At 66.3% G+C, this 15,327-nt stretch carries 9 protein-coding genes; 1 reads left to right on the forward strand and 8 read right to left on the reverse strand.

Annotation, left to right across the window (positions count from 1 at the left end; genetic code table 11):
- Positions 1-81: 81 nt before the first annotated feature.
- The gene (gene uvrA / locus V1261_RS00180; protein WP_329769291.1) at positions 82-5,901 is read right to left on the reverse strand and encodes an excinuclease ABC subunit UvrA; all 5,820 of its coding nucleotides are present in this window, start codon (positions 5,899-5,901) and stop codon (positions 82-84) included.
- 182 nt (positions 5,902-6,083) lie between these two features.
- Between uvrA and aspA the strand changes: the two genes are divergently transcribed.
- The gene (gene aspA, locus V1261_RS00185) at positions 6,084-7,499 is read left to right on the forward strand and encodes an aspartate ammonia-lyase (protein ID WP_436231786.1); all 1,416 of its coding nucleotides are present in this window, start codon (positions 6,084-6,086) and stop codon (positions 7,497-7,499) included.
- A gap of 85 nt (positions 7,500-7,584) precedes the next feature.
- On the opposite strand, the gene V1261_RS00190 is transcribed toward aspA, so the two are convergent.
- The 7 genes from V1261_RS00190 to cydD form a co-directional block, all read right to left on the reverse strand.
- Positions 7,585-8,139: an NADPH-dependent FMN reductase gene (locus V1261_RS00190; protein ID WP_329769294.1), complete on the reverse strand. Its 555-nt coding sequence runs from the start codon at positions 8,137-8,139 to the stop codon at positions 7,585-7,587.
- A 101-nt stretch (positions 8,140-8,240) separates the two neighbouring features.
- On the reverse strand, positions 8,241-8,651 hold the full coding sequence (locus tag V1261_RS00195) for an OsmC family protein (RefSeq protein WP_329769295.1): 411 nt from the start codon (positions 8,649-8,651) through the stop codon (positions 8,241-8,243).
- Positions 8,652-8,844: 193 nt separating this feature from the next.
- The gene (cydX, locus tag V1261_RS00200; RefSeq protein WP_329769296.1) at positions 8,845-8,964 is read right to left on the reverse strand and encodes a cytochrome bd-I oxidase subunit CydX; all 120 of its coding nucleotides are present in this window, start codon (positions 8,962-8,964) and stop codon (positions 8,845-8,847) included.
- 47 nt (positions 8,965-9,011) lie between these two features.
- Complete coding sequence (cydB, locus tag V1261_RS00205; RefSeq protein WP_329769297.1) at positions 9,012-10,169, reverse strand: cytochrome d ubiquinol oxidase subunit II; 1,158 nt, start codon at positions 10,167-10,169, stop codon at positions 9,012-9,014.
- Between the two features lie 25 nt (positions 10,170-10,194).
- Positions 10,195-11,787 carry a cytochrome ubiquinol oxidase subunit I gene (locus V1261_RS00210; protein ID WP_329769298.1) on the reverse strand — a complete coding sequence of 531 codons (1,593 nt, stop codon included), beginning with the start codon at positions 11,785-11,787 and terminating at the stop codon, positions 10,195-10,197.
- 79 nt (positions 11,788-11,866) lie between these two features.
- Entirely contained in the window at positions 11,867-13,567 is a 1,701-nt protein-coding gene (locus tag V1261_RS00215) for an amino acid ABC transporter ATP-binding/permease protein (protein ID WP_329769299.1), read from the reverse strand.
- A complete protein-coding gene (gene cydD, locus V1261_RS00220) occupies positions 13,564-15,291 on the reverse strand; it encodes a thiol reductant ABC exporter subunit CydD (protein WP_329769301.1) in 1,728 nt (575 codons plus the stop codon). The genes V1261_RS00215 and cydD overlap by 4 nt, the downstream gene beginning before the upstream one ends.
- Positions 15,292-15,327: the final 36 nt, after the last annotated feature.

A 15,327-nucleotide genomic window follows, 5' to 3' on the forward strand; every position in this document is an offset into this window, starting at 1 on the left:
CAGCGGGCGCATCCTGGTTGCACCTTGTACTGCAATCCGTACCCTGCAATACAGCTCAGCACCTCGCCCTAGCAACACCAATCACCGCGCCAGCACCGCCGCCAACGCCACCCCGGTATGACTCCCACTGGCCACCACCGCCTCCGGCGTCCCCGCAATCACCAGGCGGCCACCACCGCTCCCCCCTTCCGGCCCCAGATCCAGCACCCAATCGGCCTCGGCCACCACGTCCAGATCGTGCTCGATCACCAGCACACTGTGGCCACCATCCACCAGCCGGTGCAGCACGTGGATCAGCTTTTCCACATCGCTCATGTGCAGGCCCACGGTGGGTTCATCCAGCACATACAGGGTGTGCGGTGCCTTCTGGCCGCGGCGCGTGATGTCGTCGCGCACCTTGGTCAGCTCGGTCACCAGCTTGATGCGCTGCGCCTCGCCACCCGACAGCGTGGGGGAAGGTTGGCCGAGGGTCAGATAACCCAGGCCCACGTCCTGCAGCAGCTGCAGCGGGTGCGCAATGGACGGCATGCTGGCAAAGAACGCCACCGCATCGTCCACTTCCATCTGCAGCACCTCGCCGATGCTCTTGCCACGCCAGGTCACGGCCAAGGTTTGCGGGTTGAAGCGCGCCCCGTGGCAGACTTCGCACGGCACTTTCACATCGGGCAAAAAGCTCATCTCCACCGTGCGCATGCCCTGCCCTTCGCACCCCGGGCAACGTCCCTCGCCAGTGTTGAAGCTGAAGCGGCCCGGGCCAAAGCCGCGCGCCTTGGCCTCCAGCGTGCCGGCGTAGAGCTTGCGGATCGCATCCCAGAATCCGATATAGGTAGCCGGGCAGGATCGGGGAGTTTTCCCGATCGGGGTCTGATCCACTTCCAGCACGCGCTGAATCGTTTCATATCCCGTCACGCTGCGGCAACCGCTCCAGGCCGGCCGTTCACCGCGCTCATCGGCTTCACACCCGGCACGGGTGGATCGTTGCAGCACGATGGCTTCCACATTCTTCAGCAGCACATCGCGCGCAAAACTGGATTTGCCCGATCCGCTCACGCCCGTCACCGCCACCAGCCGGTGCAAGGGCACCGAGGCCGTCAGCTGCTGCAGATTGTGCAGGCTGGCCTGATGCACGGTCAGCTGCGGCAGTTCCGCATCCATGGCACGGCGGCTGCCGCGCAAGGGGTGGCGCATGGCATCGCGCAGATAGCGCCCGGTGACCGAATCGGCATCGGCGGCAATCGCCTCCACCGTGCCCTGGGCCACCACGCGGCCGCCGCGAATGCCGGCCCCCGGGCCAATATCGATCACGTGATCGGCACGGCGGATCGTGTCCTCGTCGTGTTCCACCACCAGCAGCGTGTTGCCCTTCTGGCTCAGGTCTTCCAGCGCATCGATCAGGATCTGGTTGTCACGCGGGTGCAGGCCGATGGTCGGCTCGTCCAGCACATAGCACACGCCCTGCAGATTGCTGCCCAGCTGCGCCGCCAGCCGGATGCGCTGCGCCTCGCCGCCCGACAGCGTGGGCGCGCCCCGGTCCAGCGTCAGGTAGGCCAGCCCCACCTGCTGCAAAAAGGCCAGCCGGCTGCGGATTTCCGGCAGGATGTCGCGCGCCAGCTCGGCCTCGCGGCCCTCGAACTGCAGCCCGTCCACCCAGTCGGCCACATCGGCCACGCTCATCGCCGCCACCTCGGCAATACCGATACCGTGCAGCCGCACATGGCGCGCCACCGGGTTCAGGCGCGTGCCCTGGCAGCTCGGGCACACCACATCGCCCACCACCTCCACATCGGGTTCGGCAAAGGTCTGCTCGCGGCCCTTGTTGTCCTTGGCCGCCACCGAATCGTCCAGCGCCTCGCGCTGCTTGCGATCCAGCTTGAGGCCGGTACCCACGCAATCCGGGCACCAGCCCTGCTTGCTGTTGTAGCTGAACAGGCGCGGATCCAGTTCGGCATAGCTGGTGGCGCACACCGGGCAGGCGCGCAGGGTGGAAAACACCTGCACCTCACCGATGGCCGCCGTGCTGCTGCCAGCCGTCATCGCTTCGGCCAGGCCGTCCAGCGCACTGAGCACCTGTACCACGCCCTTGCCATGCTGCAGCGCGGTTTGCAGGCCCACGCGCAGCAGCGCCTCATTTTCCGGCGTGATGTCCAGGCTCAGCACCGGCAGCTCGATATGGTGCTCCTTGAAGCGATCGATGCGCGGAAAACCGGTAGTCGGCAGAAACTCGCCATCCACGCGCAGATGCGTGTAGCCACGCGGCCGCGCCCAGTCGGCCAGCTCGGTGTAGACGCCCTTGCGCCCCGTCACCAGCGGTGCCAGCAAGCCCACCTGCTGGCCACGGTACTGCTTCAGGATCTGCGCCAGAATGCGCTCCATGCTTTGCGGCTCCACCGCGGCATCGTCATGCACACAGTGCTGCACCCCCAGCTTGACGTAGAGCAGGCGCAGGAAATGCCACACCTCGGTGGTGGTGCCCACGGTGGACTTGCGACCGCCGCGGCTCAGGCGCTGCTCGATCGCCACCGTGGGCGGAATGCCGTATACCGCATCCACTTCGGGCCGGCCGGCCGGTTGCACCAGGCTGCGCGCATAGGCGTTCAGGCTTTCCAGATAGCGGCGCTGCCCTTCGTTGAAGATGATGTCGAAGGCCAGCGTGGACTTGCCGGAGCCGCTGACGCCGGTAATCACGTTGAACTTGCCGCGCGGCACCTGCACCGACAGGTTTTTCAGGTTGTGCTCGTGCGCGTTGATCACCTCGATGGCCTGCAGCGGCGGCGCTGCCGGCGCACGCGGTGCGGCGGCATAGGGCGGTGCCGCTTCCTGCACGCCCTTGCCGCCTGCTGCCCAGCCCATGGCCAGATCGTACTCGCGCAGCGCAGCGCCAGTATGGCTGTCAGGCTGCTGGCGCACCTGGTCCGGCGTGCCCTGCGCCACGATGCGGCCACCTCCCTCGCCACCCTCTGGTCCCAGGTCTATCAGCCAGTCGCTGGCGCGGATCACGTCCAGATTGTGTTCGATCACCACCAGCGAATGGCCGGCCTCCAGCAGCTGGCGGAACGCCTGCATCAGCCGCGCAATATCGTCAAAGTGCAGGCCGGTGGTGGGCTCGTCAAACAGGAACAGCGTGCCCTTGGCCGCCAGCCGCTGGCGGCTCTTGCTGGCGCTGCGCGCCGCCTCGGCCAGAAAACCGGCCAGCTTCAGGCGCTGCGCCTCGCCGCCACTCAGCGTGGGCACCGGCTGGCCCAGCCGCACATAGTCCAGGCCCACATCCACGATCGGTTTCAGCGCGCGCAGCACCTCGCGATCCGGCGCATGGGCCGGGCCGCGCGCGGCGGCATCGGGCATGCTGGCTCCAAACAGCAGCACCGCCTCGTGCACCGTCAGCGCCAGCACATCGGCCACGTTCAGTGTGCGGCCACCGCGTTCGATGGTCACTTCCAGAATCTCCGGACGATAGCGCTGGCCATCGCAATCCGGGCAGCGCAGGTAGACATCGCTGAGGAACTGCATCTCCACATGCTCGAAGCCGCTGCCGCCACAGGTCGGGCAGCGGCCATCACCGCTGTTGAAGCTGAACTTGCTGGCGGTATAGCCGCGTTGCTGCGACAGCGGCGCGGTGGCAAACAGCTGGCGAATCGCGTCCCAGGCGCCCACATAACTCACCGGATTGGAACGCGCCGTCTTGCCGATGGGCGACTGGTCCACGAACACCACATCGGCCAGGTGGTCAGCCCCGAGCAGGCGCTCATGCGCGCCCGGGGCCTCGGTCGCCTTGCCAAACTGGCGCAGCAACGCCGGAGCCAGCACGTCCTGGATCAGCGTGGACTTGCCCGATCCGCTCACGCCGGTCACGCAAACCATGCACTGCAGCGGAATCTCCACCGACACGTTCTGCAGGTTGTTGGCCGTCACGCCTTCCAGAATCAGGCGCTGCGTGTTGTCCTGCACCTCGCGCCGCAGCCAGCGGCTGGCATCGATCACCTGGCGGCGGCCGCTCAGGTACTGGCCGGTCAGGGTATCGGCCTGGCGCAGCGCCTGCGGCGTGCCGTCGAACACGATCTGGCCGCCGCGCTCGCCCGGGCCGGGGCCCATGTCGATGATGCGGTCGGCCGGCCACATCACGGCCGGGTCGTGCTCCACCACCACCAGCGTGTTGCCGGCATCGCGCAGGCGCAGCATGGCCTCGGTGATGCGGTGCATGTCACGCGGGTGCAGGCCGATGCTGGGCTCGTCCAGCACGAACAGCGTGTTCACCAGCGAGGTGCCCAGCGCCGTGGTCAGGTTGATGCGTTGCACCTCGCCGCCGCTCAGGGTACGGCTCTGGCGGTCCAGCGTCAGGTAGCCGATGCCGACATCGCACAAATAGCGCAGCCGGTTGCCGATTTCCTCGAACAGCAGCTTCTGTGCCTGCACATCGGCGGCATCGCCAGCCTGCCCGGCACCAGACTCGGCCAGCAGTGCAAAAAACTGCCGCAGCCGCTCGACCGGCAGCTGCATCAGGTCGTGCAGGCAGAGACCGGGCAAGGCCTCCAGTTGCGCACGTGTCCAGTCCGTGCCCTTGGGCATGAAGCGCTTGTGCGGCGGCAGCACGGCATCGGCCTGGGCCTTGTCGCCCACGCGCCAGAGCAGGCTTTCCGTTTTCAGGCGCGCGCCGGCACAGGTCGGGCATTCGGTATAGCTGCGGTACTTGGACAGCAGCACCCGGATATGCATCTTGTAGGCCTTGGTTTCCAGGTAGTCAAAGAAACGCTGGATGCCGTACCACTGCTTGTTCCAGCTGCCCTTGTAGTTCGGCGCGCCGTCAATCACCCAGCGCTGCTGCGCCTCGGTCAGCTTGTACCAGGGCGTGTCACGCGGAATGCCGGCCTCTTCGGCGTGGCGCATCAGGTCGTCCTGCGCTTCCACCCAGGCCGGCGTCTGGATCGGCTTGATTGCGCCCTGGCGCAGCGTCAGCTTCTGGTCCGGAATCACCAGCCCCCAGTCCACGCCAATCACGCGGCCAAAGCCGCGGCAGGCCTCGCAGGCGCCTACCGCCGAGTTGAACGAGAACATGGATGGCAGCGGCGCGCTGTAGGCGACGCCGCTTTCCGGGCACAGCAGGCTGCTGGCGTATTTCCACAGCGCCGGCTCACCCTCGCCTTCCGCCGGCAGCACATAGACGCGCACCCGGCCTTCACCATGGCGCAGCGCGCTTTCCAGTGCCTCGATCACGCGGCTGCGCTCGACCTTGCCCATGCGGAAGCGGTCTGCCACCACGTGCAGGATCTTGCGGTCGCCGCTCTGCTCACGCTCCTGCACCCGGGTATAGCCCGATGCCGACAGCCACTGCTCGATTTCTTCCTCGGTCGTGTTGTCCGGCAGCTCCACCGGAAAGGTCAGCACCAGACGCGGATCACCGGCCTCGGCAGCGCGCTGTTGCAAGTCGGCGAAGATGGAATCAGGATGGTCCTGGCGCACCGGCAAGGCGGTGACGCGGTCATGCAGATGGCCAAAGCGGGCAAAGAACAGCTTCAGGTGGTCGTTCAGCTCGGTCATGGTGCCCACGGTGGAGCGGCTGGTACGCACCGGGTTGGTCTGGTCGATCGCAATCGCCGGCGGCACGCCCTCCACCCGGTCCACCGCCGGCTTGTCCATGCGGTCCAGGAACTGGCGCGCATAGGCGCTGAAGGTTTCCACGTAACGGCGCTGGCCCTCAGCGTACAGGGTATCGAACACCAGGCTGGACTTGCCGGAACCACTGGGCCCGGTCACCACCGTCAGCTCGCCGGTGCGGATGTCCAGATCCAGGTTGCGCAGGTTGTTCTGGCGCGCGCCCCGGATGCGGATGCGTTCGCCCAGATAGCTGCCAGCGGCCTCGCTGGCGACAGGCTGGGACACGGCGGAGGTGGGGATGGCTTCAGACATGTGGACTCTTCCTGGGAGGGTAGCCAATGATTGTAGGAGCAGCACCGGACACCTGTATGAACAAGGCCTTGCCCAGATCGGCAAACGCTGCAATCAGCATCGGGAAAAACCATAGTCTTCCGTGCGATTTGGCTTATCTGGAGAATAGACAGGTTCAACCTGTTACACCTATAACCAGATTCATGACCATGACCACTACCCGACTGGAACACGACCTGCTGGGCGACCGCGAAGTCCCCGCCGAAGCCTATTACGGTGTCCACACCCTGCGTGCCCAGGAAAACTTCCAGATTTCCGGTATCACCATCAGCACCATGCCGCGCCTGATCGAGGCGCTGGCCGCCGTCAAGGCCGCCGCTGCCAAGGCCAACCTGGAACTCGGCCTGCTGCCGCAGCAACAGGCCGACGCCATCGTCGCCGCCTGTGCCGAAATCCGCAACGGCGCGCTGCATGACCAGTTCGTGGTAGACGTGGTGCAAGGCGGTGCCGGCACCTCCACCAACATGAACGCCAACGAGGTGGTCTGCAACCGCGCGCTGGAGCTGATGGGCCACCAGCGCGGCGAATACCAGTACCTGCACCCGAACGAACACGTCAACATGGCGCAAAGCACCAACGACGTGTACCCGACGGCCATCCGCATCGCTGCCTGCTTTGCCATCCGCAACCTGCTGGGCGCCATGACCCACCTGCGTAACGCCTTCGCCGCCAAGGCCGAGGAGTTTTCCGGCCTGCTGAAGATCGGCCGCACCCAGTTGCAGGACGCCGTGCCGATGACGCTGGGCCAGGAGTTCTCCACCTACGCCGTCATGCTGGAAGAAGACATGATGCGCCTGGAGAAGGCCGAGAAGCTGATGTACGTGATCAACCTGGGCGCTACCGCCATCGGTACCGGCATCACGGCACACCCCGAGTACGCCTCCCGCTCGCTGCGCCACCTGCGCGAGATCACCGGCCTGGACCTGTCCACCGCGCCCAACCTGATCGAAGCCACGCAGGACTGCGGCGACTTCGTCGAGCTGTCCGGCGTGCTCAAGCGCATTGCCGTGCAGCTGTCCAAGATCTGCAATGACCTGCGCCTGCTGTCCAGCGGCCCGCGCGCCGGCTTTGGCGAGATCAACCTGCCTGCCATGCAGGCCGGCTCGTCCATCATGCCGGGCAAGGTCAACCCGGTGATCCCCGAAGTGGTGAACCAGGTCGCCTTCGAGGTGTTCGGCAACGACGTGACGATCAACTTCGCCGCCGAAGGGGGCCAGATGCAGCTGAACGCCTTCGAGCCGATCATTGCCAAGTCGCTGCAGCGCAGCCTGGGCCTGCTGGCCACCGGTTGCATCACGCTGGCCGACCGCTGCGTCTCCGGCATCACCGCCAACGAGGAGCGCCTGCGCCAGAACGTGGAAAGCTCGATCTCGCTGGTCACGGCACTGAACCCGATCATCGGCTACAAGCTGGCCACGCAGATCGCCACCGACGCCTTCGTGCAGGGCCGCAATGTGCGCGACATCGTGCTGGAGCGCCAGCTGATGTCCGAACAGGACCTGGACGACGCGCTGAGCGCCGAGCTGCTGACGCAGCCGCGCGCCTACAACAAGAAGTAAGCGCTTCTTTCAGCCTCGCCTGAACGCAACAGGCCCCGGTGTGAACTGCACCGGGGCCTGTTGTCTTGTGGGCAAGCGGTCCGTATCAGCCGGCGATCTTCTTCACCCAGGCGACATAGGCATCGACCCAGCCTTGCACGAACTTCTGCGTGCCGGCATTGGTGAACTGGAAGTCGGCATCCACCGTGTTGTCGTCAAACTTCAGGTAGGCCTCGGGCGCGGTCAGCGTCGGCATGTCCAGGTAGGAGATGATGTTGCGCAGGTGCTGCTGTGCCAGCGCCGTGCCGATAGCACCCATGGAGGCACCGATCACGCCAGCCGGCTTGCCGGCCCAGACGTTCTGGCCGTAGGGGCGCGAGCCGTGGTCCAGTGCGTTTTTCAGCACGCCCGGAATCGAGCGGTTGTATTCCGGCGTCACGAAGATCACGCCCTGCGCCGCGGCAATCTGCTGCTTCATGCGCTTGACCTGCTCGGCCTGGTTCGCATCGTCGTCCTGGTTGTAGAGCGGCAGGTCGCCGATCTCGACAAAATCAAAGGAAAACTCCGGCGGTGCCATCTTCGTCAGCGCCTGGGCCAGCTTCCGGTTATAGGAATCCTGGCGCAGGCTGCCAACCACCATGGCGATCTGGTACTGGGACATCGTTATCTCCTCATGCAGGGGTTGTCGGGGAAGGCTCAGTGTAAAAAGCGGCAGAAGCCATCATCGTGGGCATGGACAAGCGCCTGCTGTAGGACCAGCGCTCAATCCGCCAGTTCGGTGCTGATGCGCACCTCGCCGGTCAGCAGCTTGTGCATCGGGCAGATATTGGCGATTTTCAGCAGCTGGGCACGCTGGTCCTCGTCCAGCTCGCCCTGCAGCAGGACGCGGCGTGCAATATCGGTACCGGCTTCCGGCTTGCCATCCGGGTTCAGCGAGAGCTCCACCTGCACGCCGGTCAGCGGAATCTGGCGGCGCGTGGCCACCATCTGGATCGTGATCGCGGTGCAGGCGCCCAGGCTGGCCAGGATCAGCCGATCCGGGCTGCTGGCGGTATTGCCGCCGCCCAGCTCCTCGGGCTCATCGGCGGTCCAGGTATGCCCCAAGTCGTCCTGGAGCGTGACCAGATACGGGGTATCGCCCAGGGTGGCGCGGACAAAGGGAGTGGCGGACATGATCGGTCTCCTTCAGAAAATGGGGCTGCCCACAGCCTACCACCGCGTTACGGCGCACTGGCGACAAGGCCTGATCTTCTTGCGGACTTTGCAGCTTGTCACATCAGCCGGTACAAGGCAAAACGCCAGCCAGGATCCCTCCCGGCTGGCGCGGCTACAGTCAACGGGGCGTCCCACCCCCGCTGTCAGCGCCTCAGCGCTGCTGTTCCTTCTTCTGACGCAGATCGTCCTCCATCATCTCGAACCACATCGCGTTCATGACCGCGAACAGGGCTGCCAGCGGCAGTCCCAGAAGCCAGGCGAAATACCACATGTCAGATCTCCTTCTGTGAATGCTTGCAGGGAAAGGGGTGCAGTTGCTCAGTAGGCATGGCCACCGCCCTCCTCGATCTCTTCTTCCGTGACCTTGCCGCGCATCACCGAATAGACCCAGCTGGTATAGGCTAGGATGATCGGGATGAAGATGATGCTGGCCACCAGCATGATGAACAGGATCAGGTGGCTGGACGAGGCGTCCCAGACCGTCAGGCTGGCCTGCGGCTGCACGCTGGACGGCAGGATAAAGGGGAACATGGACACGCCCACGCTCAGCACCGTGCTGGCCACGGCCACGCCATTGGCCAACAGCGTGAACAGCTCGCGCCGCTGCGTGAAGCCCCAGGCCGCCAGCAGCGAGCCCAGCACGCCCAGCGCCGGCACCAGCCACAGCACGGGGGCCTTGGCATAGTTGGCAAACCACTGGCCGGCCACGCCGCCTTCAGCCGTCTTCATCATCGGATTGGACGGGCCGGAGGTGAGCACCTCGCTGGTGATGCGGTAGCCGTCCACCGTGAGCCACAGCATCACGCCGGCCAGGATGAACAGCACTGGCGTGAGCAGCGCAAAGATGCGGCCATAGCGGCGTGCGCGCTGTTGCACCGCCCCTTCGGTCTTGAGCTGCAGCCAGGCCGCGCCATGCGCCGCCAGCATCACCACCGACACCAGGCCGCACAGCAGCGCAAACGGATTCAGCAGGCCAAAGAACGTGCCGTCGTAGTAGATCTGCATGTCGGGTTCGAGCCGGAACGGCACGCCCTGCAGCACATTGCCCATGGCCACGCCAAACACCAGCGCCGGCACCAGGCCGCCAATGAACAGGCACCAGTCCCAGGTGGTGCGCCAGGCCGGGCTTTCGATCTTGCTGCGGTACTTGAAGCCGACCGGACGCAGGATCAGCGCCAGCAGGATGGCAAACATCGCCAGGTAGAAGCCGGAAAACGACACCGCGTACAGCTGCGGCCAGGCGGCAAAAATCGCGCCGCCACCCAGGATCAGCCAGACCTGGTTGCCTTCCCAGATCGGGCCGATGGTGTTGATGCCGACGCGGCGCTCGACATCGGTGCGCGCGACAAAGGGGTTGAGCATGCCGACGCCCAGGTCGAATCCATCGGTCACGGCAAATGCCACCAGCAGCACGCCCAGCAGCAGCCACCAGATGACGCGCAAGACCTCATAGCTCAGGAGTTCGTGAAGAATCATGGTTATCTCTCCTCTTGTGTCCGGTTCAGGGCTGGGCCGCCGTCTGCTGCGGCAGCGCGTAGGGCGAGGTTTTCAGCTCGCGCTTGTCCTGGGCGTCCAGTACCGGGCCCTTGCGGATCGCCTTGAGCATCACCTTCATCTCCACCACCAGCAGCACGGTGTAGAGCGCGACAAAGCCCAGCAGCGAGATCAGCACGGTGCTGGCATTCAGGTTCGATACCGCTACCGCCACGGGCAGCACGCCCTCGATCGCCCAGGGCTGGCGGCCAAATTCGGCGACAAACCAGCCGCATTCGGCGGCAATCCAGGGCAGCGGGATGCTCCACACCGCCAATTTCAGCAGCCAGCGGTGGCGATCGAGCTGGTGGCGCGCCGACAGCCAGAAGAACACCGCCATCAGCACGATGAAGTACATGCCCAGTCCGACCATGATGCGGAAGGTCCAGAACAGCGGTGCCACCTGCGGTACGGTGTCCCAGGCGGCAGCGGCAATCTGCTCTTCCGTGGCCTGGCGCGGATCGTCCAGATAGGCTTTCAGCAGCAGCGTGTGGCCCAGGTCCTTGCTGTGCGCATCAAAGCGCGCGCGCAGCTCGGCCGGAATCTCGCCGTGGCCGTGGCTGCGGATTTCCTCCAGCGCGTCATAGGCCTGCATGCCGTTGCGGATGCGGCCCTCGGCCTGCTTCACCAGGTCGTTGATACCCGGGATCTCGGTCGTCAGCGAACGCGTGCCGATCAGGCCCATGGCCCAGGGCACGTGCACGGCGTAATCGGTGCGGCGTTCGGCCTGGTTCGGCAGGCCGAAGGCGGTGAACGAAGCCGGTGCCGGCTCGGTTTCCCACATCGCCTCGATCGCGGCCAGCTTCATGCTCTGGTGCTCGCCGGACAGGTAGCCGCTTTCATCGCCCAGCACCACCACCGACAGCGCCGAGGCCAGGCCAAAGGACGCCGCCACCGTCATCGAGCGTCGCGCCAGATCGATATGCCGCCCCTTGAGCAGGTACCAGGCCGAAATGCCGAGCACGAACATCGCCGCCATGGTGTAGCCGGCCGATACCGTGTGCACGAACTTGGCCTGTCCGACCGGGTTGAACAGCACCTCGGCAAAACTGGTCACTTCCATGCGCATGGTCTGCGGATTCAGCGCCGCACCCACCGGGTTTTGCATCCAGCCATTGGCAATCAGGATCCACAGCGCCGAGAAATTGGTGCCCAGCGCCATCGCCCAGGTGACGATCAGGTGCTTGACCTTGCTCAGCCGCTCCCAGCCAAAGAAGAACAGGCCAACCAGCGTCGCCTCCAGGAAGAAGGCCATCAGGCCCTCGATCGCCAGCGGCGCACCGAAAATGTCGCCGACATAGTGGCTGTAATAGCTCCAGTTCATGCCGAACTGGAATTCCATCACGATGCCGGTGGCCACGCCAATCGCAAAGTTGATGCCGAACAGCGTGCCCCAGAACTTGGTCATCTGCCGCCAGATTGGCCGCTTGGTCATCACGTAGACGGTTTCCATGATGGCCAGCATGATCGCGAGTCCGATCGTGAGTGGCACAAACAGGAAGTGGTACATGGCCGTGGCGGCAAACTGCAGCCGTGACAGCCCAACAATATCGAGATCCATGGAAAACTACCTCCTTCGTATCCCAGTCCAAAAAACCTGCACCCGATGCTGGCAGCTGCCGGCGTCAGGCCGATGACGCTCAACCGTCGCGCAGACGCGCCAGCGCCTGGGCGTAGCCCGACGATCCGCGTGGCCAGTTCCCGGTCACGCGCCCCTTGTCCAGTACCAGCAGCCGGTCCGCCAGCGCCGCCTCGCGCCGCACATGGGTGGCGATCACGCCGGTCCGATTCTGCAGCGCTGCGGCCAGGCCGTCCAGCACCTCGGCGGCGGTCACGCTGTCCAGACCGTCCGTCGGTTCGTCCAGCAGCCAGAAATCGCTCTCGGCCAGGAACAGCCGCGCCAGCGCCAGCCGGCGCGCCTGCCCGCGTGACAGGCCCAGCCCGCCTTCGCCCAGCAGTGCATCCAGCCCGTCCGGCCGCGCCGCGATGACCGCCTGCAGGCCGGCCGCCTCCAGCGCCTGCCAGAGGACGGCATCGTCCAGATCGCGCTGCTGCAAATTCAGGTTGGCGCGCACGCTGTCGTGGAACAGCGCCGGCTGCTGCGGCAGCGCCACATTCGGCTGCGCCTGCACGCTGCCGGCATCGGCCGCCAGCTCGCCGGCAATCAGCGCCAGCAACGTGGACTTGCCACTGCCGCTCGGCCCGATCAGTGCCACGACTTCACCCTGCGCCACCGCCAGATCAACGTTGGCGACACGCGGCTGCTGCGCCCCAGCCACCGTGACCTGGCGCAGTTCGGCCGCCAGGCCGTCAGCGGGTACCGGCAAGGGCGCATCGGCCTCGGGCCGGGCGCGCAAGGGCTGCGCCAGCCGCCGCGCCGCCAACAGGCTGGCCGACCATTCCAGCGCCCCGCGCCGCATCGCGGCAAACGGCTCCATGCCGGCCATCGCCATCAGCAGCAGGAAAGCCGCATTCGGCACCGACATGCCGTGCTGCAGCACCAGCCAGCCAGCCGCGACTGCCGCTGCCGCCAGCGTCAGGGAATGCAGCATCTGCCACAGCGCTGCGGCCCAGGCATCACGGCGCTGCAGCCGGGCATCCAGAGTCGCCAGCTGCGCCTCAGTCTGCTGCCAGCGCGCCAGCCAGGCATCCAGCTGGTTCGCCATCACCAGCTCGGTCTGCGCGCCAGCCAGATCCAGGCTGAGCTGGCGCAGGCGTTCCGCCAGCCGTGATTGCGCCAGGCTCAGCCGCGTAGTGCTGCGCACCAGCCAGAGCACGATGCCAAAGCCCCACAGCAGGAACCAGAGCAGGCAGGCCAGTCCCAGGCCCGGATGATGCCAGGCCAGCCACAGGCTGATCAGCAGCGTGCCGCACACGGCCGCCGCCGTCGGCACGATCAGCCGCAGGTAGAGCGATTCCGCCGCATCCAGATCGCGCGTCAGGCGCAACAGCATGCGGCTCGGGTGCAGGCGCCAGCGCCCGCCATCAGCCACGCCGCGTACGGCAAAGGCACGGAACAGGCGCTCGCGCACCGCCACCAGCGCCTGCAGCGTGGCGGCGTGCGTCGTCACGCGTTCGCCATAGCGTGCTGCCGTGCGCCCCAGTGCCAGCAGCCGGATGCTGGCCGAGGGCGTGAACACGTCAAACGCGATCGCCGCCGCACCGGCCAGCCCGGCAATGGCCGTACCGGCAATAAACCAGCCCGAAATCCCCAGCAGCAGCACGCCAGCCAGCGCCGTGGTGCAGGCCAGCAGCACGCCTATCGCCATGCCGCGCCCTTGCTTGTCCAGCAAAGCCTGCAACAGCAGTCGGAGCGCCTGGCGCTGACGTGGCGCCTTCATGCCGATACCTCCTGCCGTACCCAGTGCACGCGGCCAGCACCATCCAGCGCCAGCTGCTGCGGCAGCGCCGCCATCAACGCCGGATCGTGCGTGGCCACCAGCAGCGTCTTGCCCCGCGCGATGCGCAACAGCGTCTCTATCACCTGCGACGCCGTATCACTATCCAGGTGTGCGGTTGGCTCGTCCAGCAGCAGCAGGTCGGCATCCTGCGCCAGAGCCAGTCGCGCCAGCGCCAGCCGCAGGGCTTCGCCGCCGGAGATGCCGCTACCGCCCTCGCCCAGCGGCTGCGCGCCACGCTGTCGGTAGACATCACCCAGCCCAACCTGCTGCAGCAACTGCGTGATCTGCGCTGGCGTGCTGTCGCGGCACAGCGTCAGATTGCTGCGCAGCGTACCGGCAAAGAATGCCGGCTGCTGCCCCATCCAGGCCATGCGCTGGCGCAAGCCGGCCACGCTGGCATCGTCCAGCCGTATTCCATCAATCCGGATCTCGCCCTGCCGCAAGGCCGCCAGACCGGCCACCATGGCCAGCAGCGTGCTCTTGCCGCTACCGCTCGGACCGGTGATCGCCACCTGGGCACCGGCGGGAATCTGCAGGTCCAGGCCGGCACTGTCCTCCACCATCGGAACGCCATCCGTCATGCGGCCCACCGCCGGGACGGCACCGTCCAGCACGATGCCCGGCGCGCGCGCAGGCACCGTCTGCGCCGACACCGCTACCGGCTGCGGCTGCATCACCAGCGGTGCCAGTCCATCCAGCATCTGCTCCAGCCCCTGCTGCGCTGCCTGGCCATTGGCGCGGTCATGCCAGACTGCCGACAGTTCGCGCAGCGGCTCGAAAAAGGCCGGTGCCAGCATCAGCACATACAGGCCGGCATGCAGGCCCAGCGGCGCACCCCAGGTACCAAAATGCAGCTCGCCCAGCAGATGAAAGCCGATATACACCGCCACCAGCGCCACGCCCAGCGCCGAAAACAGTTCCAGCACGGCCGATGACAGCATCGCCACATGTAGCACGCGCATGGTCTTGCGCGCCACGCTGCTGCCCTGCGCCGTCAGGCGGCTGGCGGCGGCATCCACCGCATGCAGGGCGCGAAGGGTTGGCAAGCCGCGCAGGCGCTCCAGCAACTGGCCATGCAAACTACCCAGCGATTGCAGCTGCGCCTCGCTGATCGCCTGGGCACGCCAGCCGATGATGGCCATGAACAGCGGAATCAGCGGTGCCGCCATCAGCAGCAGCAAGGCCGCCAGCCAGCTGTGATACGCCACCACCAGGGCAATACAGGGCGCCACGATCAGCACGCGCCACTGCGCCGCCTGGTAGCGCGCCCGCCAGGGCAGCACAGCCTCGGCCTGCTCCATCCAGACCCGGGTGATCTGGCCGGAGGGTGGGCGCTGCGCATCGATCGGGGAACTGGCGCGCAGGCGTTCCGCCAGCTGCCAGCGCAGCGCGCTCAGCCCCTGGCGCGCCTGCAGCCAGGTGATGCGGGTACCGGCATATTCCAGGCCGGCACGCAGCACGCCCAGTCCGGCCACCAGCAAGGCCGCCTGCCCGATCAGCCGCGGCAGATCCGCTGCTGGCCCCGAGCCGGTCGCCTGCGCCATCAGCGCGGCCACCACGGCAGCCAGCCACCAGGCCTGGACCAGCCACAACAGGGAGCCCAGCCCCTGCAGCAGCAAGGGCCAGCGTGGGTCACCGCGGGGGACAGACAAGGAATAGGACATGCATCGTAGCCAGCCGTGCCGGATACAACCCGGCTG

The organism is Brachymonas sp. J145 (assembly GCF_036312245.1).
Classification (GTDB): Bacteria; Pseudomonadota; Gammaproteobacteria; order Burkholderiales; family Burkholderiaceae_C; genus Brachymonas; species Brachymonas wangyanguii.

Coding starts and splice junctions, on each gene's coding strand:
- cydX (WP_329769296.1), bottom strand. CDS start 8,964: ATGTGGTATTTCGCCTGGCTTCTGGGACTGCCGCTGGCAGCCCTGTTC.
- aspA (WP_436231786.1), top strand. CDS start 6,084: ATGACCATGACCACTACCCGACTGGAACACGACCTGCTGGGCGACCGC.
- cydB (WP_329769297.1), bottom strand. CDS start 10,169: ATGATTCTTCACGAACTCCTGAGCTATGAGGTCTTGCGCGTCATCTGG.
- uvrA (WP_329769291.1), bottom strand. CDS start 5,901: ATGTCTGAAGCCATCCCCACCTCCGCCGTGTCCCAGCCTGTCGCCAGC.
- V1261_RS00195 (WP_329769295.1), bottom strand. CDS start 8,651: ATGTCCGCCACTCCCTTTGTCCGCGCCACCCTGGGCGATACCCCGTAT.
- cydD (WP_329769301.1), bottom strand. CDS start 15,291: ATGTCCTATTCCTTGTCTGTCCCCCGCGGTGACCCACGCTGGCCCTTG.
- V1261_RS00215 (WP_329769299.1), bottom strand. CDS start 13,567: ATGAAGGCGCCACGTCAGCGCCAGGCGCTCCGACTGCTGTTGCAGGCT.
- V1261_RS00190 (WP_329769294.1), bottom strand. CDS start 8,139: ATGTCCCAGTACCAGATCGCCATGGTGGTTGGCAGCCTGCGCCAGGAT.
- V1261_RS00210 (WP_329769298.1), bottom strand. CDS start 11,787: ATGGATCTCGATATTGTTGGGCTGTCACGGCTGCAGTTTGCCGCCACG.